This window comes from Sphingobacterium sp. UGAL515B_05, from assembly GCF_033097525.1.
GTDB lineage: Bacteria > Bacteroidota > Bacteroidia > Sphingobacteriales > Sphingobacteriaceae > Sphingobacterium.
The window spans coordinates 5,010,805-5,031,110 of record NZ_CP109907.1 but is presented as its reverse complement, the minus strand read 5'-3'; the positions used below and the strand labels follow the sequence as shown (position 1 = coordinate 5,031,110).

The window sequence follows — 20,306 nt, the reverse complement described above, 5'->3', positions numbered from 1 at the left end:
AAAAGGTTGCCCCTCAGATCTGAAGGGCAACCTTTTTTTAGAACTTCAACGTATAACTTTTCCCCACTTGGGTATGGAGGGTTTTCACTTGATCTTTATACTTGATTTTACAGGTACCGCCTTTACGGGAAAGCAGCTTTACTTCTTTTAACTGTCCTTTGTCCCAAGAATAGTTAAGGACGAAATTACCACGGGCAACAAAACCTTTGACCGCGCCAGTCTGCCATTCCTCGGGTAGTGCAGGCAGCAGTTCAATATAGCCCTGGTGACTTTGGAGCAACATCTCTGAAATGCCGGCGCCACCGCCGAAGTTTCCGTCAATTTGGAACGGCGGATGTGCACCAAATAAATTGGCATACACACCACCGCCGCCATATTTAATTGCCGCATCCTTTCCCACAAAGCGCATTAATTTTTTAACAGCATCGTATGCGCGTTCAGCATTCTGCATCCTTGCCCACAAATTTATTCTCCAGGTGATCGCCCAACCTGTTCCTTCGTTGGTCCTTAATTGAAGTGATTTACGTACCGCCTCAGCTAACTCAGGCGTTTCTGCGGTGGTGATGGTATAGCCCGGATAAGCGGCAAACAGATGAGACAGATGTCGATGATGGGGTTCTTTATCCGCCCAGTCGTGATACCACTCCTGCAAATTACCCTGCTTACCGATCTGATACGGATAAATTTTTGCGAAAGCCTGCTTTACTTGTGCCTGTATTTCTTTATCGATATTGAGGGCGGCCGCAGCTTTTAAATAATCAACAAATAGTTCCTTAATCATCGCCAAATCTGCTGTACTTCCGTACAAGGTCTGCCCGACATAGCCATTGTCGGTGATGTATACATTCTCTGGCGAAGTCGAAGGTGCAGTTACCAAATAACCTTTTTTATCCGCTGTCAAAAAGTCGAGGCAAAACTGCACCGCTCCTTTCATTACAGGATAAGCCTGATCGCGCAAAAAGGCCTCATCTTTGGTAAAGGCGTAATGTTCCCACAGATGTGTGCTCAACCAGACTCCGCCCATCGGCCAGTTGGCCCAACAGGGATCGCCTTCACCGCTATCTCCAACGGGATTGGTCATTGCCCACATATCGCTATTGTGGTGGCATACCCAGCCGCCGGCGTGATAGAAGTTTTGTGCAGTAATATGCCCCGGTTTTACCAATCGGCCAATAAAATCAAATAATGGGCGGTGCATTTCCGGAAGATCTGCGGTCTCTGCTCCCCAGTAGTTCATTTCGGCATTGATGTTTGTGGTATAATTGCTGCTCCAGGGCGGGCGTACCGATTCGTTCCAGATTCCCTGCAGATTGGCCGGGAGACCTCCCTCCCGTGAAGAGCTGATCAATAAGTACCGGCTATACTGATAAAAAAGAGCGATCAGACTATTGTCTCTATGGCCGGCAGCAAAGCGATTAAGTCTGTCTACAGTGGATAGGTTTTCGTTTTCAGCATCACCCAAGGTTAAAGATACCCGATTAAAATACTTTCCAAAGTCGGCATAATGTATCTTTTTTAAACTTTGATAATCGGTATTGGCGATTTTTGAAAGATAGCCAGCAGCGAGTTTATCTACGGATTTACCTTCTGTGCCCGGATTTTTATCGATGCCATTGTAGCTGGTTGCCATAGACAAAGCCAGCACAACTTCCGTGGCCCCGCTCACACTTAAGGTCGAATCTTGCAACTTTTGCTTGCCATCGGTTTTCAGTACCTTAAGCATAGATACAAAGCGCATCGCATTTGTGGTGTCATTCACAATAGCATTCGCGATATTACCCCTATAATTCGGTTCGGTATGCGCCGGTGCCCAACCGTTCATTTGGAGCATCCCCTGCCTTACCGAACTTCGCGAAAGCAATTTGCTATCAAAATGACAGGAAAAATTAAGTTTATCTTTTCCTTGCGCAGTTAAGCGAAAGATAATCACCTGTTGCGGATGTGACACCAATGTCTCCCGTGTATACCTGGTCTCCCCAATCCGGTAACTCACTTTTGAAATTGCCTGCTGAATATCCAGTTCCCGGCGGTAATCGCTCACATTCCCCTTGTGGGCAAAGTCGAAAAAGAGATTCCCCAGTGGCATAAAGGCCTCCGAGTAAGGTCCCTGCATAAAATGGGCTAAGGAATCGGCCTTTTTATAGTCTTCGTTAAATAGTGCCTCCCGGATGGGCTGCAAATAACGTTTTGCATCGGGATTGACCTTTGCGGCATCAATAGGACCACCCGACCATAAGGTGGCTTCATTTAAAGATATACGTTCTTTGTCCACTCCGCCATATACCATTGCCCCCAGGCGGCCATTTCCCAACGGCAAAGCTTCTTCAAACTGTGTTGCCGGTTTCGTATACCATAATTTTAGGGCATTGTTTTCCTGTGCCGTAGCAACAGCGTAAGCACTTGCAAAAAGCGCAATAAAAAAAACTCTCATCATTCATTTAGTTATGCTGTAAATACCTGATTAAAAACCAGCACCTTCTTGATTCACATCCGGTATTTCAAATTTAATATCCGATTTTAGATCGCTCTTGGACATGCCCTGAACCCGTAGTCGCGGCCTCGTCCCTTCAAATTTATTCCCCTCGATCCGTACCCCCGTACAATCGATGAGATGGAATGCCGGCTGTTCCTCTCCTCCAGATGCATTCATTTTTTCTATCCGGTTATCGGCAAATAGCAGTCCCTTGGTGCTCTTTGCGGACAACAGCGGAGCTCCATCCAGACGAAACAAATTGTCCATTATACGGATGTTTTGGTGTACATAATAATTTTTTACCTGTTCGCTGTTTTCGGGGTTTATCTTAATCGCATAACTACCCGGCGCACTGTTAAAACCACAGGCTATAAATTGGTTGTTCCTGATCGTGACATCCGCTACGGGACCAGACTCATACCAGCCCATCGCATCATTCTCGATGAGAATCGCATGCATGCCTGTACGGTAATACACATTGTTTTCGATCAGGACTTTCCGTCGTGTCGTAACCAGCGTTCCCCTGGAAATTGTACGTTCAAACCTTGAATTGGTTAAGGTAAGCGCCGGCGTCCAGGTGATGTTCTCCAGGGCATCGTCCAGTTGAAGCTGCTTTGGGACGGCTTTTTCCAGTTCGATAAGCATCTCCCGTTCGCTGACCAACGTAGCCGATTTAACCACTCCTTGACCGTAGATCTGCAATGCCTTTGCATGTAGAAATGCGATTGTATCCCCTTTAGCAAAAGCCATAAAACCATAACTCTGATGATGCATAAATCTTAATTTCAACTGCGTTGGTGAAATAATCTCTTTCACTTTCAGGTGTGTTCCATGCACATTAATGGGATCGTCATGCATCCCGCTAAACCGACAGTTGTTGATGGTAATCTGCCCTTTACAGCCCGAAAAGTGCATACCATCGGCCGATGAAGCGATCACGCGGCCACTACCTTTGGCCGGCTCCACATAAATACGGTCATAGTTTAAATTTTCACAGAATTGCGATACAATACCCAAACCGTGCATACTATTCATATGCACATTGTGTAGGCTGATATTCTTGCTTCGGTTTTGAAATACACCGACATAATCCCTTATGGCATCCCTGAGCGTAAGTACATCACCTGTATCGGCCTTAAATTTCGAAAAATCACCCTTAAATCTAATGCCAGTGGATCCGATTCTTTCAGCGCTGCTCGCTTGAAAAGGCACCCAGTTGCTGTAAAAAATCCGATCTTCATGTGGATTTACCCGGGCCAGAAAGAAACCTTTTGGATTGGGTATCCATTGTTCACCGTACCACTGTACTTTTCCGTCCATTATTGTGAATCTGCTGTCGGGATGGACAGCAACAGTTATTTCTGTCGGCGATAGCGATCGGACGGTCATTTCGGACATGCCGGGCCGCTCATAATCTACTGTGTAATTGCGTAATGTTATATTTTCGCAACTATCTAATACCCAGCTGATCATTTTCCCATGAAATACAAAGGTTGACCCGTTCCCTTCGAGCCGGATGTTTTTAAGGCCTTTAAAAAATAGGCCCACGCGCTGCCTTTTTACTGGAAATTCACTTTCAGACGAACTGTTCGAAATGTAATAATTGGTCTCGGTGGCATGATCTGGCCAAAAATCATATCTCCCTTTTGGAAAATTTAAGATCACATCCGATTGCCCTTTTGCCGCTTCAATCGCCTTCTTTACAGCAAGGGTCGCGTCAGCGAAACTATTGGGCTGGGCACCAAATTGCGTTACATCAATGGTTTGGCCATTCACCTGAAAAAAAATCAATACCCATATACTTAAAATTACTAGCCTCATTATGCTATCAAAAATTTATAATTGTCTTCACATTTAATAACACTATATCGTGTTTTCATAGCACGATATAGCTTTTTTCATCACCCTGTACTGTTAGTTGACGCTATAGGTATAGTCCTTAACCATCTTGGCATTTTTAATTGCCGGGAACTGGCTTTTGATACGGTCAAAATTGTCTTCCAAGAAGATATCTTGCGTATCGGCCCCAAATCCAGTGATGCGCACAGTTAACTTATCATTCAGCAGTTCTTCCTTTTTACGGCTGACACCCAGTATCCAGGGCGTACCGTCGTTGTAGCTATCGGTAAATGGTTCTTCACCGATATAGGCCGTGGCCTTATCGCCAAAGTAGCTCAGTTCCAACCGGACCTCATCTTTGCTCCGCGTCAAATCAGGCAGGGTAAACGCAAAGAGGCCCAATCTCTCTTCAGCAGCATAATGCGCTGGCTTGCTTTTGTCGTCTCTGGTTTCCACAGGCTTATTGTCTGCATTTAACCAGGTATCGTCCGTATTCCATACCTTGCGCACGCCATTTTTGTATAGGATTTCTATGGACGCAATTACATTGGCCCCGTTCTCTACTGATTCAAAACGGATTTCATTATTTCGCGAAAGTACATGGGTTTTAACATCGGCCTTTGCATATTCCCCCACAGTTTTAGGAGACAACTCCCTGCCGTTCCAATATACCTTTACCGCTTTATCAGAACTAAACCGCAATGTCGCTTCTGTTACATCGGCTAATGAAGTCCCGTCAAAAGCTTTCTTCAATACAATACCTGTTTTCGGGTATATCCAGCTGGCCTCATCCATTGGCCCCAATACTGTAGCTGTAGCTTGCAGCTGATCTGCTTTTTTTCCCTGATACACCTTATCTTCAAAAGACTTCTGCCCCTGGGACCTGTATAAACTGATCTTTTGCGTGGCATCTTCGGCGGTAATTAGCATCTTGCCCGCATCTACGGCCAGGCTTGAACTCGTCAACGCAACAAAATCCTTTTCTCCGAGCTTGCCTTTCCAAAGCTCATCGGATTGTTTTTCGGTAAGCGTTACGAGTTTGATCTGTTCGCCGTTTGTCTTGGTTAGGGTGATCACAGCTTCTTTTCCCGGCGTCACATTGGAAACAAAATATCGGTTCTTTTCTTTGGTCACTTTTGCGCCTTTGGCCTGGATTCTTTTGAGTTGGGTTGCATCGATGAGGTATTCTGCCGCAATTGCATCATCTTCAAAGAAAAAATAACTGGTTACCTTACCCTCACGATGACTTGTGATGGGCTGCGCTGTCCCATATTTCAGGTTGACGCCGTTCATATCTAAGTTAAAAGGCCACAAGAAATAGGATTTATTCACTATAGCGACCGGTTTTCTTGGAAAAGCCAATTCTTCATCCTGTAGTTTCAGCTTAAACTGTACCTGATCGAATGTGGGTCTATCGTAGCGGTAAAGGTAATTGGATACAAAAAGGTATCCCGATTTACCATCCGACCTGACAGACCACTGTAGATTATCTTTATTTTTATTGCTCAAAGGAAGGTAAGCCAGCATGGGTGCCAGTTCAGATCCAAAATCATTCATGAAATAATTGAGCTTTTTGGTTTCTGTCATCACTTTGCCAAGCGTTCCAAATTCACGGATCGGTGCCTGATAATCATAGCCAAAGTAAGGGCCATTGCCGTAGGTATTCTTTTCGCCCCGTGGGTTGGTACCACCTACATACATGTAGTAGCCCATAAGGTTGACACCAGTACCCAGGCGCAGGTTGATATTCTCGCCAGCCATTCCCCCGTCAACTACAGCCCTGCGGTGATAAAAAGTAGGAGCACCTACCCCCACTTCGCAGGTAAAAAACGGCGAGTCATTTTTTGAACCGTCGAAAGATTCCACATCCCCCTCAATCTTGATGATATCGGTCCCAATATTATCCGAAAGCCTATTGTAGGTAAAATATTCAAAATTTGTGGGTGGCGTCATTTTACCATGGTTGGTCACCCAGGGCGTTTCAATATAGAAACCACCATAGGGGACGACTTCCCCTTTGGGATATTCACTATCCATCCAGTGTGTCATGGTATACAAAGGCACATCAAAACCAGCTTCACGAGCCAGCTTTTTTAAGTTCATAAGGTGGGAAACCACAAGTCCTTTTTTGACGAATTCGTTTTCCAATTGCAAAGCCATAATTGGCCCGCCGTCTTTGTGCAACAATCCCTTGACCTGCTTAAAGACAGATTGATACCATTTTTTGGAATAATTAAGGTACAACGGATCATTGCTTCGGGTCACCAGTGCTTTATTGTTGACGATCCATTCGGGAAGCGCCCCATGCTGCATTTCGGCATTGCAATAAGGGCCGGCGCGGAGATGCACTTTCAATCCAAGTTCATCACATAACTGGACAAAACGTCGCAGGTCATGATTGCCAGACCAATTTTGCTGCCCTTCGGTTTCTTCATGCAGGCTCCACATGACGTAGGTCGCCACCATATTTACACCCGAGGCTTTCATTTTGAGCAGCGCGTCGCGCCAATAGCGATGATCCATACGGACATAGTGAAACTCGCCCATCACCGGAAGAACGGGCTTGCCGCCTTCTTCCATGTAAATATTATTGACGCGGATTTCTTTTCCTTTCGGACCGATAGGTTCTTTATTCAGGTAATTCAATGGAACTGTTCCGACATGTTGCAAATCCATTTGATATTGGGCACGCACCGCAGTCGAGCACAGTAAACAGGCAAGGGCTATATAACGATATTTCATTGTTCTCTTTAAAATTTATTTCATTCCAGTATTTCCGCCACCCTTCAAGGTCAGCTCCATTTTCGGATTGCTGGCCCAGGCTCCTCTTGTAAAATCAGGAATATCCACACTATCCGATCTCTTCTTAACGGAGCGCTCACTTAAGGGGGCGATCACACTCCACAGGGCAGCATCGTAGACGTCTTGATCCAGTGGCAGCCCGTTGCGAAGGCAATCAATCAGCCGCCAGTCCATCATAAAGTCCATTCCACCGTGGCCGCCTACCTTTTTCGCCATCTCGCCCACTTTGAGCACAATCTCGGGCGTGTATTGCTGTTCGAGCTTTTTCATCTCTTCGGCGGAAATCCAGTCATGACCAAAGGCAATCCGTTCAGGTTCGGGCCATTTTTGGGCCATTCCCTTGGTGCCACTGACCAGGTGTATGCGTGAATAGGGCCTTGGACTAGATACATCGTGCTGCAACATGATGGTCCTGCCTTTCTGGGTACGGATTGTCGTTGTATTCATATTTCCACGGAAGCTTTTATGGGCATACGGTTCATAAAAAGGATCTTTCGCAGCCAGCTCGAGGGCTTTGGCATGCATACTAAAATCATTCGATGACATTGAGGTCAAATAGCTCATCTTATCCCCGCGATTGATGTCCATCAACTGACAGATCGGCCCCAGACCATGTGTGGGATACAAATTTCCATTGCGAAAATTTTCTTTTAGGCGCCACATGTCGTAATAACTGTCTTTGGCAAAATTTTCCTGCAGCAAATTATGGAGGTAAGCCCCTTCCCCGTGCAGAATTTCGCCAAATAATCCCTGTCTTGCCATATTCAGTGTCATGAGCTCAAAAAAATCATAACAACAGTTTTCCAGCATCATACAGTGTTTCTTTGTTGCCTCGGAGGTTTCGACCAGCTGCCAGCATTCTTCGACTGTCGTTGCAATGGGTACTTCGACCGCGACATGCTTTCCGGCCTTCATGGCATAGAGCGCCATGGGCGTATGTAAATGCCAGGGCGTGCAGATATAGACCAAATCGATATCGGGCCGGTCACATAATTTCTTCCATTCCTCTTCCTGATCGGCATAAATGATGGGGGCTTCCCCTTTGACATATTTCGCCGCGCGTTCGGCGACCCCCCGACGGATATCGCTGATTGCTTTAACTTCCACGCCATCAATGTGCGCAATTCGGTATACCGCCGAAGCGCCTCTATTGCCGACACCGATAAACCCGATGCGCACCTTGTCCATTCGTGGAGCGGCATAGCCACACATATTAAACTTTTGTTTTGGGGCCTCAAAACGATCTACAGCTTCGTGCGCTGATACCTGTGGGGACTTTGCAAATATTCCACTGGACAACACACTCAAACTTGAAAGCCCGGCCAGCTTCAAAAAACTTCTTCTTTTTGGATTCATTTCGGTCATCTTATAATTATACACATGAAAATTTTACCGCGTCAGCAGATTGCCAGCCATACGACAGGTTCGGGCCCAAATGCCATGTTCGGTTCTTGGAAAGATTGGATTATGCCTCTTAAAAAATGATACAGGCATAATCCAATAATTTTATAAAGTTTTAATTTTTAAAGGTTACGACCTTAATGACCCAATCTTTCTTACCGCCATTGGCAGCGGTTACCTGGTAATGAAGTTCCTTATTGAGGTCTGCCGGATCCCCCAGTTTTGGCGTATCCCCGATAGGAGAAATTTTGGCCGCCGTAGAAATATCCGTATAAACCCACAGGTAATTCTGGTTTACCTTCTTGCGAATTTCTTCGGTGAAAGAGCCTGAAGCGGCCGGTACCTGAATGTTCAATTCAATGCTGTTGTTGGAAGTATTGATTTTTTTCTCCACATCCAGCCTTTTGTATTCGACGACTGGTTGGCCATTCATCATTTTCCCACCTTCGTATCGATACTCCACATATACATTATCAATGTTATTGAGATCCCAGTTTTCATATTCTGGAAGACCTTTCTTCAAACAGCTGTTCATCAATACCACAAACAGTGGCAGCAATGCAATAAGTAGTATTCTTTTCATTTTAAATCGTTTCATAATCTTAATTACCATCCTGGATTTTGCGGGCCAAATTTGCTATTTCGGTCAAGATAACTTTGTGCAATCGGAAATAGATATCTCCGTTTCGCGTCAAATTCCCTGATGTCGTTGGATGAGAAAAAGGCACCTTGTACAACCGAAAAGTGTTTTCTGTCTTTACTGATATCCATTACTTTAGGTAGCGTTGTCAACTCGGGGATAATTCCGCCCGATGCGTTTCCATGATTGGCTTCACCGCCATACCTGCCCCAGCGCAGCAAACTCCAGTAATAATCATTCTCGAGTACCAGGTCAACTCTCCGTTCGCGTTTATAATCGGTCCATGCTGCCGCAAAATCGGCTGCTTGACTTGGTGGTAGCTGACCATGCACCACCCGGGTTTTGTTCATCATTTCCAAGGCCTTTGGCAGGTTTTTTTGCAAAAGATAAGCTTCAGCCATATTGAGATATACTCTTCCCAGTCTGGCAATCACATAGTGATAGTCGGTTGGAACACCGACATAAATGCGCGGGTTCACATTATTGTAAACACTTTTGCGCCAATACATATTGGTTAAAGACGTAAAATAGGCAAAGCCGTTCAACTTGAGCCAGCGACCGGAATTCCCCTTTACATCCGTGGTGAGTGTTTCGCCATAGAAAACTGCCGAAGAATCACTTAATACACTTGCATTCCAGCGTGCATCGCGATTTTGGTTGGTCAAACTCCAGATTGTGGCATTACTACCCGCCTTTATTGTGCCCCGATTGAGTTCTTTCTCTCCATTTGCTTTCGGGATAATGGTTGTAGCGATCGTTGCCTGTTCATCAACTGCTTTTTTAAACTGTGAGGCTTTGTCCCAGCGTACTGCAGCCTGTGGGTTTTCCGCATCAATGACAAGATAATCATCGGCCAGATCCTGAGAAGGCCCATGGTCGCCCCAGGCTTCAAATATCTTGATCGGCGATTTCAACAGTGGACTACCCCCAGACTGTTTTATATTATCGTTGTTCAGGTTTGGAATCATCACCTGCATCGGTGTACCTTCACAGGAAGTATTGATTGCTTTTCGGTAAATTCCATAGATGGTTTCTTTCGAATAGGGTTTTGCTTCGTTAAATATACCTCCATAATCAGCTTCCAGCTGATAGCCTCCGGACTGCACCAGTTCACCGTATTCAAGCACTTTTTTCAATAGTGGATTGGATGGGTTTACCGTAATCGGATTAGGATAGTTTTCGTAGGCCAGTGCCTGCAAGCAAACTTCGGTTAACATGGCGGCTGCCACATATTTATTGGTTCTGCCACCTACTTTTTCGGTAGGCAGATCCGCCACGGCTTCTTCAAGATCTTTAATGATATATTGGTAAGATTCACTTGGCGTAGCTGTACTTGGCAGGAGAAGTTCATCGTCGGGCGTCAGTACCTTATCAATCCAAACAATACGACCAACTCTTCGCGCAATGTTGTAGTAAGACATGCCACGCAGGAACTTGGCTTCCGCAATTAGTTCCTTTTTATCGGCTTCTGTTATTCCGGCAGAGCTTGTTACTTTAGCGATAATGACATTGCATCGTCTTATTTCGGCCCAGTTGTTGAATCCCATATCTGAAGTACGGTCAAGGCGTTCCGTGAAAACGGCGTTTGCGCCATTGTAAGTTCCGTCCATACTGATCAGGTTCATGGTCCATGCGTCCGTAGCAGGTCCACCTGCAAAACTGTTCATGATTCCATAGGTACTATAGATAAAGGTTTCGGCATTTGCCCGACTGTTCCAGATGACATCTTCGCCGATTTTATCATAAGGCTGTGTATCCAAAACATCTTTACACGCTGTAAATGTACCGGCCACTAACAGTCCAAAGGCTATATAGGAAAGTTTATTTAATTTTTTCATTTTGCTATCTAACTTAAAATCCAACATTTACACCCAGAGAAATCGTACGTTGGATGGGATAATTCTCATTATTCTGATCAGACTCGGGATCCACAAAATATTTCTTCGTATTCGAGAAAGTCAATAAGTTGGTACCGCTGGCAAACACGCGGAATTGTTTGAACTTGGTGTTTTTTAAAAGCTGCGCTTTTAAATCATAGCCGAGCTGGAAATATTTGAGTCTGACAAATCGCGAAGGCAAAATCCAGAAATCGCTGGTGACGAAATTATTATTTCCGTTTACACCCGTAGCGGTTACTTGACGTGGGAAAAGTGCATCCGTATTGTCTACGCGCCAGTAATCTTGCTGAAACTCATAAATCAACTTATTTTCGCCACTTCCCTGTATAATACTACCAAGGTACCTATCGCGATTGCCCGAGCCCATAATCACCGCTGATAGGCTCCAGGCCTTATAGCCCAGGTCGATGGTTGTACCATAATTAATCCGTGGAAAAGAATTGCTTCCAACGCGGATCTGATCTGCGCCATCTAATTTTCCATCGCCGTTAAAATCTGCATAACGCAGATCGCCAGCAATCACATTAATGGAACTTATCCTGCGCGGACCATATAACAGGTCTGCATTATTTTGATAAAAGCCTTGATTAATATATCCGCGCACTATGCCCAGATCAACGATACCCGTTTCCCGTGTATACGGATTTTTGACGGTAGCATCGTCTTCGGCTGGATTACGTTCCCATAGCTGATTGAAATAGGTAAAGTTTACCCCCAGTTTATACGTAAAATCCCCTTTTCTGTCATTCCATGTCAAGTTAAATTCTGCGCCATGCCGACGGAAAGCCCCAGCGTCATAATTAATAGGTGGAAGGCCTATCCCCAAGGTTGCGGCATACCGCGTATCGGCCACAACATACCCCGTAGTACGCTTGTAGAAATAGTCAAAAGTTCCTGTCAAACGGTTGTTGAGTGAAGCAAAATCTAACCCAAAGTTTCGTTCCCGAATACTATACCAGGAGAAATTGGTGCTTGGCAGACTTCCCGGCTCTGAGGATCCCTGCACAGGTTTATCATCCACAATCCAGCTGTTGGCATCGATGCTGTAGCCGGGTACATACGAGAACGGTGAAATTCCTTCTGCACTTCCAACTAAACCATACGATCCACGTAGACGGAGGTAATTCAAGATATTACGTTCACGTAGCGGCTGGAAAAAAGATTCTTCCGAAATGGCGTAACCACCGGATAACGCATAAAATGTACCCCATTGTCGTTGCTTAGGAAATAGATCCAGACCGTCGTAACGAAGTGATCCATCGAAAAAGTATTTGGATTTGTAGTTATAAGATAGCCGGCCCACATAACCCGCGCGGCCACTTTCAGATTCCGAACCATTTGCCAATTGATTGACTGTTGGCCCGGCAATAAACTGATCGAATAAAATCTGGTATTGTTGTCGGGTTGCAGAAACGGACGTACTTAGGTTTTTTGCCTGTTCGTATACACCCGTAAAATCAAAGGAATGATCGCCGAATTTTTTATTATACAGTAAATATCCTTGCAATAATAATGTACTTCCTTCTCCACGTGTAGCTGTTAGATTAGGCGGATTACCCAAAATTGGCGTCGTGCTGCCATTGGCATAAGAAGGCGCTGTTAAATTCCAGAGCTTGTTTTTGGAGTTCCACATATTATAATTTCCGTTGGCTTTTAAGGTCAAGCCCTCAAGAAATGGCGCATTGTATTCAAATGAAAGTATGCTATTAAATATGCGGGAATTGGACTTATTGTAACCAGAAGCATCCGACAGTTCTACGGCAGGATTATCGGTTGTGTTTGAAGAAGGGAGTCCAAATTCATTGTAAGCTAACTGCGAAGAACGCCTTTGCTGTATATGTTGATAAAATGCCGCATAGGAAGATGCCGTCGAAGAACTGGGAAGAATATTATCTTCGATATAGCCATCCAGTCCGGCGGTCACTTTTAAATTGACCTCTTTAAAGTTGCTGACCGTATTTAACCGATAGGTAATGCGTTTGTTATTATTGTTGTTGGTCCGCAGGTTACTATTTTGGTTGTAATAAGATCCGGAAGCATAATACGTCAACCGTTCCGTTCCAGAAGTGATCGCCAGATCATGTCTTTGTTCAGTTGCATAGTCTTTCAAGCCTACTTTTTGCCAATCTGTATTGGGGTATTCGTACGGTTTTTCCTGTGTCCTATAATACTCCAGTATATTGTCTGGAGTTGGCTGCTGCAGGCCTTCAAACTGATACACCGCATTGATGGCTTTTAAATTTTCATAAGAACTTAGTTTCTTTGGAAAAATAGTTGGCTGGGAGAACGTCTGATTGAATGTATAATTGATATCCATCGCGCCCTCCTTTCCTCTTTTCGTTGTCACGAGGATAACGCCGTTTCCGCCTTGCGCGCCATAAAGTGCTGTCGCGGCAGCATCTTTTAATACAGAATAGTTTTCAATATCGTTGGGATTGATATTTAGGAAATCATTCTGAGAACGGATGACATTGTCGATAACGTACAAGGGTGTTCCAGCTCCGCGAATGGAGACCGAACTTTTGGATCCGGGCGCACCCGAGCTACTCGTCACGATGACCCCCTGAATTCTACCGGCGATACCGTCGTTAATAGATTGCACCGGGATTTTAGCCACATTTCCCATATCCAATGTACTTACAGCACTATTGATATTACGCTTACTGCTTTGGCCATAACCCACCACCACAACTTCATCAAGAGAAGCCACGTCTTTGGCTAAACGAATGTTTAGGGGGTCGCCATTGGAGATTACCTCCTGGGCGACATAGCCAATTATCTTGATGGATATAGTCGCTCCGGCCTTGCTGTCTCTTAAAATGAATTCGCCGGAGGCATCTGTTGTCGTTCCGTTTCGTGTTCCTTTCTCGACGATTGTAACCCCTGCCAGCGGATTTCCATCCTCGTCCGTTACTTTACCTTTGACCATGCGCTGCTGTATCGGATTTTCCGCTTTAGGAAATAAGGTAATCATGCGCGCATTGATCTTGTAGTCGATTGGCAAACGACGGCTCAGGCTTTCCAGGGCCTTTTCGAGCTCCATGTTTTCCAAGGTAACATCTAGTTTGCCCAGTTTTTCGACAAAGTCGATATTGTAAAACAGGTCGTATTTTGACTGTTTGCCAATTTGGTCCAATACCTCCTTTAGGGTGACACTTTTCAGGTTGAGATTGATTTTTTGTGCATATACGGCAGCGTACGCATTCAACGTTCCCATCGCTGTCAATAAGACAATTAGTTTCATAAGCAGGATACCATAAATCAGGGGTCTACGCTTAATTTTTCGAAGCCGGTAGACAAGGCAATACAATCGCTTGTATTGAATGTTAAAATTCATACTTTTGTAATGTTAGGTTCTTAGAAAATTTGTTTTTTACTCCTAGCAACGATCGGATGTGCTGGTACCACGTCCGATTTTGCTTTTTTCTCAGCTTGGTTTTTCTTTGTTTCTCATAAATTTTTTATTGAATGGTTATTAGGTTATCCTTTTTGTATAATTTGATATTAGCCGTCTGATTGATGAGATCAATTATCTGGTCTAATGAAAAGTCCTGCGGAATTGTGCCCTGGAATCTCAGTTCCGGAATGCGCTCCCAATCGATACGGATGTCAAAATCATGTGCAAGATCCCGTAGCATCGTCTTTAACGCAACACCGTCATAGTATCTACGCCCTGTGATCCAACCCCTGATTTCTTTGTCATTTTTTATTTCAGCTTTTTCGTTGTTGGGACTATCCTTCGCTAACAGTAACTTTTTGCCCGGTGTCAAGAAATCGGCTTTGCCATAAGCATCGCCGTGCCGCTTGCGCACAGATACCTTTCCCTCAAACAATGCTGTACTGACGATATTTTCATCCGGATATTCGCGGACATTAAATTTGGTGCCATATACCTGGACCAGCTGTGTGGGCGTCTTCACAAAAAAAGGTTTTTGTGGATTGTGTGCTATTTCAAAATAACCTTCACCCAGCAGTTCTGTCTTCCGCTCCTGTGCGGCAAATTCCAGCGGGAATGTAAGGCGGGATGTAGAGTTGAGCGTCACGGCACTGCTGTCTGCAAAATAGAGCTGCATCCGTTTACCCTTTGCTATTTTCAATTGTATCTGCTCAGTTGCAAGGAGGCCATCCCCCTTACCCACTATTTCCAATCGGCCACCAGTTTTTTGGATCAATTGCAGCGGCCCCTTTTCAAATAATACTCGGGGCGATTCGATATTCGACGCCAGTGTGACCAGCTCGCCATTGGGCAATGTCAGTTCGGCCTGACGATCTTTAGGAAGATATACCTGGGTGTCGACAGAGCTGCCCAAATTTGCTTGTTGCCATTTTTGCCATCCAAAAAAGGTTGCACCAAACAGTAATACAGCGGCTGCAGCATAAGGCAGCCATTTCAAATAAGCAATTTTAGGCGATTTGGCGGGGTGAAAAAGTTCTTTGGCGAGGAAATCATCCGTTTTATCAAAAGAACGCTGCATCTGCTCCCTAAACTCTGCTGTCCAGCGTTCCTCGTCAATTTCATGTTGACGCATCAGATCAAACAAAAGCGGTTCATTTCTTTTGTCGCGGACGAACTGGAAAAAAGTCTCGAGTTCTTCGGCCGTGCAATTTCCCTTGATGTATTTTTTAAATAATTTGTTTAAATCTTCTTGATTCACTTGGCTTTTTTAATTGATTATTACAAGCACTACGAATCGTAACGGAAAACCAACTACTGAAAAATGAAAAAAAAGAGAAATAAATACAAAACATCTGATTTCCAGTTATTTTTAATTATACTGGAAGCCTTTACGATATGGTTGTTTACTGTGGAAATGGAGATATTGAGCAAGTTTGCCACCTCCTGGTAACTTCTGCCCTCCAATTTGCAGAGCACATAGACCTGCCTGCACTTTTCGGGTATGATGGCAAGGATGGTATCGAGATGATCGCGGACTTCTTTAAACGCCAGCAGCTCTTCGATATTATTTTCAGATGCAGTGGCATAAAACAATTTAAATGTCTCCAGTTTATTTCGGTCTGAAGCGACCTTTTTATAATAGTCGTAAACGAGATTTTGAGCAATGGTGTATAAGTAACTTCGAACAGACTGTTGCGGATCTATCTGTTCGCGCTGCTTCCAGAGGCGGATAAAAATATCCTGAAATATCTCCTGGCTAACTTCGTGGGAACGAACCAATTTAAAGACATAGCCATAGAGCTGAGGACGATAGAAGCCGTATAATAATTCAAAAGCTTTTTTGTCCCCTTGAATCAGTGCTATCAGCCGCTCCTTTTCTTTCGCTACATTCATTCTAATAGATGCTTGACGGGAATCCTTACAGCAACGCTATACTAGATTTCCCTGATAATAGATTTATAATTGTAAAAATTTGCTGCAAAATATAAAAAGAAACTTAGATAAGAATGTATAATAATCACAAAAGCATGTAAAATATCATGACACACTATTGTATTGTTACAGCTAAGGGATGGTGACAGTTTCCTTGATATCAAAAGAACAACCGTCATTGTTAAGGCCTACCTTTGCGATAACGGTATAAGTTCCGGCTTTACTGTAGGTATGGCTTGCCGTTAATCCGTTTAAGGTTTGAATCGTTCCATCGCCGAAATCCCATTTTATGGCAGTATCCATTTTATGGTCGCCGGAGTAGCTTACATTAAAGTCGATTTTTGACGCTGCATCGGCAGCTGCTTTGTGGTGAACGTCAACTAATATCGATTCTCCAAAACAGTCGACTATACTTTTTTCAACTTTACCACAAGAAAACAGGGTGAGCAAACTAAGAAGACAAAAGGTTTTAATAATTTTCATACGACTAAGATAGTTTATAAATTTCAAGCATTTAAATAAAAGCATTGTATCCGTAAATGCAACGATAAAAAGGGGTATTCATACCATTCCATTCCCCTTATCATTGGCAAATATAGTATATATAAACTTTGTTTAGTATTAGATTTTTACTTTTTTATCCTCATATCAGGTCAACATGTTGCAATTTCACTTTCTTAGACCGAGGTCTGCGGGTATGGTGTTTTTCCTGCCGAAGCAACTCGCTTCAATGCCCCCAGGTTTTTAGCTCCGGGGGCATTGAAATTGCGCCACGCAATGTTATTCTTGATCTTTGCGTTTAGTCCATTTGGCCAGTAACCTGCTTGTCACGTAACTGACCAAGGTCCCCAGGGCAGCCGTTAGGGCGGTCTGCAGCGCATCGCCCAGCGAGATGCTGGCCCAGATGGAACAGATGGTACCACCGATGGCCGAGATACGGATATCATTCCATTTCATCCGTCGCGCTCCTTTCTACGGGATTTTCGGTTCCGTTCTTAACGGACTCATCTTCCCTCGCGCTCTCCGAAGGATCGTTATCTGTAGGCAACACCGATGAAGACATCGTCTCACCCAATGCCGACCGATTGCTTTCGCTGTCGACGGGATTATCTTTTCCTTCCAGCGGCTGCTTGCCATCGTCTACCTCCGACTGTGGCTTAGCCTCATCCAACACCGTTTCCACGATGCCAAGCCCCAAGGCCAGGTATTTTAATACATTCCCTACTTTCCCCGGTAGCTTTACCGGCGCCGTCAGCAGCAGCTGCAGCACCTGTCCTATTTTATTGAAGATCTTTTTCATGCTTATTTTTTTTAGGGTGATCAATGGCCTGACGGCGGGTACCACTCATTCGACGAGCACGTCGACGAGCCCCTGGGCCATCAGTTCGGTAGCAAGTGGATACAACTTTTTGTACGCTATACCTGAAGCCAGCAGGCGGTAATCGCCATCTTCCAGCACGTACTGGCTACCGACCAAAATGCAGCCTGCAGTCTGTTTGTAGCTATTCCCTTTGTGGAAGTAGACATGGCTAAAACTCGGAATATCACGTATTTCCAACATTCCCCGGTGCATCTTTGGATAGTCGTCGTAGTAACGGCCATTCATTGCTCCGTCGCGGTTAAAGCCCAGCGGGTAAAGGCCTGCGGGAATAGCCGTTTCGCCCCTTATCTTCACCGGGCGAGGAATATTCTCCAGGCCGTAGCAGACAAACTGATTGTTCAGGTAGATTTCAGACAGGGTGCTATGCTTACCCTGTTTTGTGCGAAGTACTTTTATCGTTGATTTCATACGCAAGATTTAACTTATAAAAGACCGAGGTATTGACTTCTGGAGTACAGCTTTTTATCACGATCGTGTAGAAACAGGTACAGATGTACGGGCCTGTCATACAGGATAGACGGCAGCTCGATGATCATGTGGGCATCCTTCCGCAGGACCAGCTGCTCATTGATGGCGGCCTGTCCGCCAACAACGTCGTAAGCACAGAGAATGACCTGATCGTCCCATTGACTATAATCCCTAATGGCTGGAGACCTATTCCAGGTTAACTCAATGCTATTCGCCGTACGCAGGCATGTATCGACCACAACTGGCGAGAGCATACCATTGCTGATTTTGGCCAGCGGTGCCACTACCTTAAAATGCGGAAACTCCCCCTGTATCACATTGGTGAGGGTATGCGACATGGCCCGACCAAAAGCCGCGTGTACCGAACTATTGCGTTGGGCATAACCGCTGATGATGAGTGGATATAGCGGATTTAAAAACCGTCGTGCCAGCCGAAAGCGCTCCTGTGCGGCCTGTTTCCGTGTCGGATCTTTAGCCTGCTTTTTGAACTCTGAAATTACCTGCATCGCTTTTATCGTTTTTGTTTACAAATCAGGAGGAGCACAAGGTTCCTCCCGTTCAATTCATACCCTAAAGGCTAAGCCAGGTCAAATTCGCCCAGGTAAGTACTTTTGGATACTTTTTCGGCTTTGCGGTCCGTAAAGAAGATCCAGACATGCGCCTTACCGCCCAGCAGATGCGAGGGAATCTGAATGTCTACCGTCCCGCTAGCGCGCGTTGGCGAGGTCGGCGTCGTCATAAACTCGTCCTTTTCAGGCTGGTAGATCAAGATAATGACCTGATCGTCGGCCTTGGTCTTGTAAAGGGTACTTAGGGCGGTATCCCAGGAGAGCGATACAATTCCGGCACCTACTGCCGCCTCCATTGAACCGCCATTGAGGTAAGAGCCCGTACTGATTTCGATCTTGCTGTAATCCAAGCTAAAGTTTGGATAAGTACCGCTTATCGCCTGGGCGATATTCTGCTGCAGCGCTACATTATTTGGCGTCATCTTATCGCTTTTGGCGAGGCCAAATCCGACCTGCAGGATTGGCGTGATCGGCATCAGGAATTTGGAGATTTTTAGAAAACGCTCCTGTTGGATCAGCTGTTCTTCGGACATGCCTTTCGTCCGCTTTTTGGGCAAACCTTTGAGGTAGTTGATGGATTTCCAGGATGAGGCGATCACCGCGCCTACCTTACCACTAGCCTTTCCGATTACACCATTGTTGATTGTTGCCATGTTGTTTGTTATTTAAATTAAAGACCACATAAAGCATTCACTTATACCGGTATGTATTGCTTTACTTCGACAAACATACAACATCGAATAGCCCGATGTCAAGAGCGCAAGGCAGGTTGGCGGAGACCTGTCGGCGGTCCCCTCAGATTTGTCGGTGGCCTGTCGGAGACGGCCTAAAATCAATCGAAAAAGCACCCAGATTGGCCTTTGTTTCGGCCCAGCTCCGTACCAGCTTCGAAACGTGAACAGATACTGTACAGCTCCGCAACAGCTATTCACCAGTCTCCGAACAGAAAAATACTGGTGAAGGGCTGGTCAATAGCTGGTGCCCAATTGTTGCGCGCCGAAGGCTTTACGAAGCAGGTACGAACAAGCTACGGAGCTAAGGCATGCGACGGGGCCACTTCCTGTACTCGCCCACATAGAGCTGCACCACATCTTTTTTGAGAAATAGATCTGCATTGCCCTCCTTGTAGGCAGCCTTGAGCAGGCCTTTGGCGATGCGCCGTTCGATGGTGCGCACACTCTTGCTCAGAAAGGAAGCCACTTCGTGGATGGTCATTGTGCCGCTAAGCTTTTGGAGCTCCGTATAGTGCTCTTCCTGCAGCAGGTCGATGATGCGGTCCAACTTGGCCTCTAACGGCGTATATTCGATGCTTGATTTTAGTTGAAAAGAATAGTTGATTTTTAGGTGAATAGCTGTCCCATTGGACACATAACGGGGCGTAATCTCCTTTTGATCAGGAGATCCTTTAACAAAAAACATAAATTGGCGTGGTTAGTTCGACTAACCGCCGAAATCCAGCGCTACGGCAGACCTGTTGTCTACTGCGCCCGGTCTATCTAAGTTTAT

Annotated in this window: 15 protein-coding genes; all 15 read right to left on the bottom strand. The window is 45.1% G+C overall.

Annotation, left to right across the window (positions count from 1 at the left end; genetic code table 11):
• Window positions 1-37 precede the first annotated feature (37 nt).
• Entirely contained in the window at window positions 38-2,434 is a 2,397-nt protein-coding gene (locus tag OK025_RS20815; RefSeq protein ID WP_317666647.1) for a glycoside hydrolase family 95 protein, read from the bottom strand.
• 27 nt (window positions 2,435-2,461) lie between these two features.
• A complete protein-coding gene (locus OK025_RS20810) occupies window positions 2,462-4,294 on the bottom strand; it encodes a right-handed parallel beta-helix repeat-containing protein (RefSeq protein WP_317666646.1) in 1,833 nt (610 codons plus the stop codon).
• A 93-nt stretch (window positions 4,295-4,387) separates the two neighbouring features.
• Window positions 4,388-7,054: a beta-galactosidase gene (locus tag OK025_RS20805; RefSeq protein WP_317666645.1), complete on the bottom strand. Its 2,667-nt coding sequence runs from the start codon at window positions 7,052-7,054 to the stop codon at window positions 4,388-4,390.
• Window positions 7,055-7,069: 15 nt separating this feature from the next.
• Window positions 7,070-8,470, bottom strand: a complete 1,401-nt coding sequence (locus OK025_RS20800) for a Gfo/Idh/MocA family oxidoreductase (protein ID WP_317669779.1) — start codon at window positions 8,468-8,470, stop codon at window positions 7,070-7,072.
• A 160-nt stretch (window positions 8,471-8,630) separates the two neighbouring features.
• Window positions 8,631-9,098, bottom strand: a complete 468-nt coding sequence (locus OK025_RS20795; protein WP_317666644.1) for a DUF5018-related domain-containing protein — start codon at window positions 9,096-9,098, stop codon at window positions 8,631-8,633.
• Window positions 9,099-9,121: 23 nt separating this feature from the next.
• The gene (locus tag OK025_RS20790; protein WP_317666643.1) at window positions 9,122-10,993 is read right to left on the bottom strand and encodes a RagB/SusD family nutrient uptake outer membrane protein; all 1,872 of its coding nucleotides are present in this window, start codon (window positions 10,991-10,993) and stop codon (window positions 9,122-9,124) included.
• Window positions 10,994-11,006: 13 nt separating this feature from the next.
• Window positions 11,007-14,390: a TonB-dependent receptor gene (locus OK025_RS20785; protein WP_317666642.1), complete on the bottom strand. Its 3,384-nt coding sequence runs from the start codon at window positions 14,388-14,390 to the stop codon at window positions 11,007-11,009.
• 124 nt (window positions 14,391-14,514) lie between these two features.
• Complete coding sequence (locus OK025_RS20780) at window positions 14,515-15,708, bottom strand: FecR family protein (protein WP_317666641.1); 1,194 nt, start codon at window positions 15,706-15,708, stop codon at window positions 14,515-14,517.
• 53 nt (window positions 15,709-15,761) lie between these two features.
• Window positions 15,762-16,343, bottom strand: a complete 582-nt coding sequence (locus OK025_RS20775; RefSeq protein WP_317666640.1) for an RNA polymerase sigma-70 factor — start codon at window positions 16,341-16,343, stop codon at window positions 15,762-15,764.
• Window positions 16,344-16,514: 171 nt separating this feature from the next.
• Window positions 16,515-16,865 (bottom strand): PKD domain-containing protein, encoded by a 351-nt coding sequence (locus OK025_RS20770; protein WP_317666639.1) that lies wholly within the window; start codon window positions 16,863-16,865, stop codon window positions 16,515-16,517.
• Between the two features lie 460 nt (window positions 16,866-17,325).
• Window positions 17,326-17,706 carry a hypothetical protein gene (locus tag OK025_RS20765; protein WP_317666638.1) on the bottom strand — a complete coding sequence of 127 codons (381 nt, stop codon included), beginning with the start codon at window positions 17,704-17,706 and terminating at the stop codon, window positions 17,326-17,328.
• Between the two features lie 21 nt (window positions 17,707-17,727).
• Window positions 17,728-18,171: a DUF5675 family protein gene (locus OK025_RS20760; protein WP_317666637.1), complete on the bottom strand. Its 444-nt coding sequence runs from the start codon at window positions 18,169-18,171 to the stop codon at window positions 17,728-17,730.
• A 14-nt stretch (window positions 18,172-18,185) separates the two neighbouring features.
• On the bottom strand, window positions 18,186-18,737 hold the full coding sequence (locus OK025_RS20755) for a DUF6266 family protein (protein WP_317666636.1): 552 nt from the start codon (window positions 18,735-18,737) through the stop codon (window positions 18,186-18,188).
• 71 nt (window positions 18,738-18,808) lie between these two features.
• Window positions 18,809-19,453: a DUF6266 family protein gene (locus OK025_RS20750; RefSeq protein WP_317666635.1), complete on the bottom strand. Its 645-nt coding sequence runs from the start codon at window positions 19,451-19,453 to the stop codon at window positions 18,809-18,811.
• Window positions 19,454-19,835: 382 nt separating this feature from the next.
• Window positions 19,836-20,219, bottom strand: coding sequence for a hypothetical protein (locus OK025_RS20745; RefSeq protein WP_317666634.1), 384 nt, complete (start codon window positions 20,217-20,219; stop codon window positions 19,836-19,838).
• Window positions 20,220-20,306: the final 87 nt, after the last annotated feature.

Bases quoted from the DNA above. Each gene is read 5' to 3' on its own strand.
- OK025_RS20785 (WP_317666642.1), bottom strand. From the start codon at position 14,390: ATGAATTTTAACATTCAATACAAGCGATTGTATTGCCTTGTCTACCGG.
- OK025_RS20755 (WP_317666636.1), bottom strand. From the start codon at position 18,737: ATGCAGGTAATTTCAGAGTTCAAAAAGCAGGCTAAAGATCCGACACGG.
- OK025_RS20750 (WP_317666635.1), bottom strand. From the start codon at position 19,453: ATGGCAACAATCAACAATGGTGTAATCGGAAAGGCTAGTGGTAAGGTA.
- OK025_RS20790 (WP_317666643.1), bottom strand. From the start codon at position 10,993: ATGAAAAAATTAAATAAACTTTCCTATATAGCCTTTGGACTGTTAGTG.
- OK025_RS20805 (WP_317666645.1), bottom strand. From the start codon at position 7,054: ATGAAATATCGTTATATAGCCCTTGCCTGTTTACTGTGCTCGACTGCG.
- OK025_RS20795 (WP_317666644.1), bottom strand. From the start codon at position 9,098: ATGAAAAGAATACTACTTATTGCATTGCTGCCACTGTTTGTGGTATTG.
- OK025_RS20760 (WP_317666637.1), bottom strand. From the start codon at position 18,171: ATGAAATCAACGATAAAAGTACTTCGCACAAAACAGGGTAAGCATAGC.
- OK025_RS20810 (WP_317666646.1), bottom strand. From the start codon at position 4,294: ATGAGGCTAGTAATTTTAAGTATATGGGTATTGATTTTTTTTCAGGTG.
- OK025_RS20775 (WP_317666640.1), bottom strand. From the start codon at position 16,343: ATGAATGTAGCGAAAGAAAAGGAGCGGCTGATAGCACTGATTCAAGGG.
- OK025_RS20745 (WP_317666634.1), bottom strand. From the start codon at position 20,219: ATGTTTTTTGTTAAAGGATCTCCTGATCAAAAGGAGATTACGCCCCGT.
- OK025_RS20770 (WP_317666639.1), bottom strand. From the start codon at position 16,865: ATGAAAATTATTAAAACCTTTTGTCTTCTTAGTTTGCTCACCCTGTTT.
- OK025_RS20800 (WP_317669779.1), bottom strand. From the start codon at position 8,470: ATGAATCCAAAAAGAAGAAGTTTTTTGAAGCTGGCCGGGCTTTCAAGT.
- OK025_RS20815 (WP_317666647.1), bottom strand. From the start codon at position 2,434: ATGATGAGAGTTTTTTTTATTGCGCTTTTTGCAAGTGCTTACGCTGTT.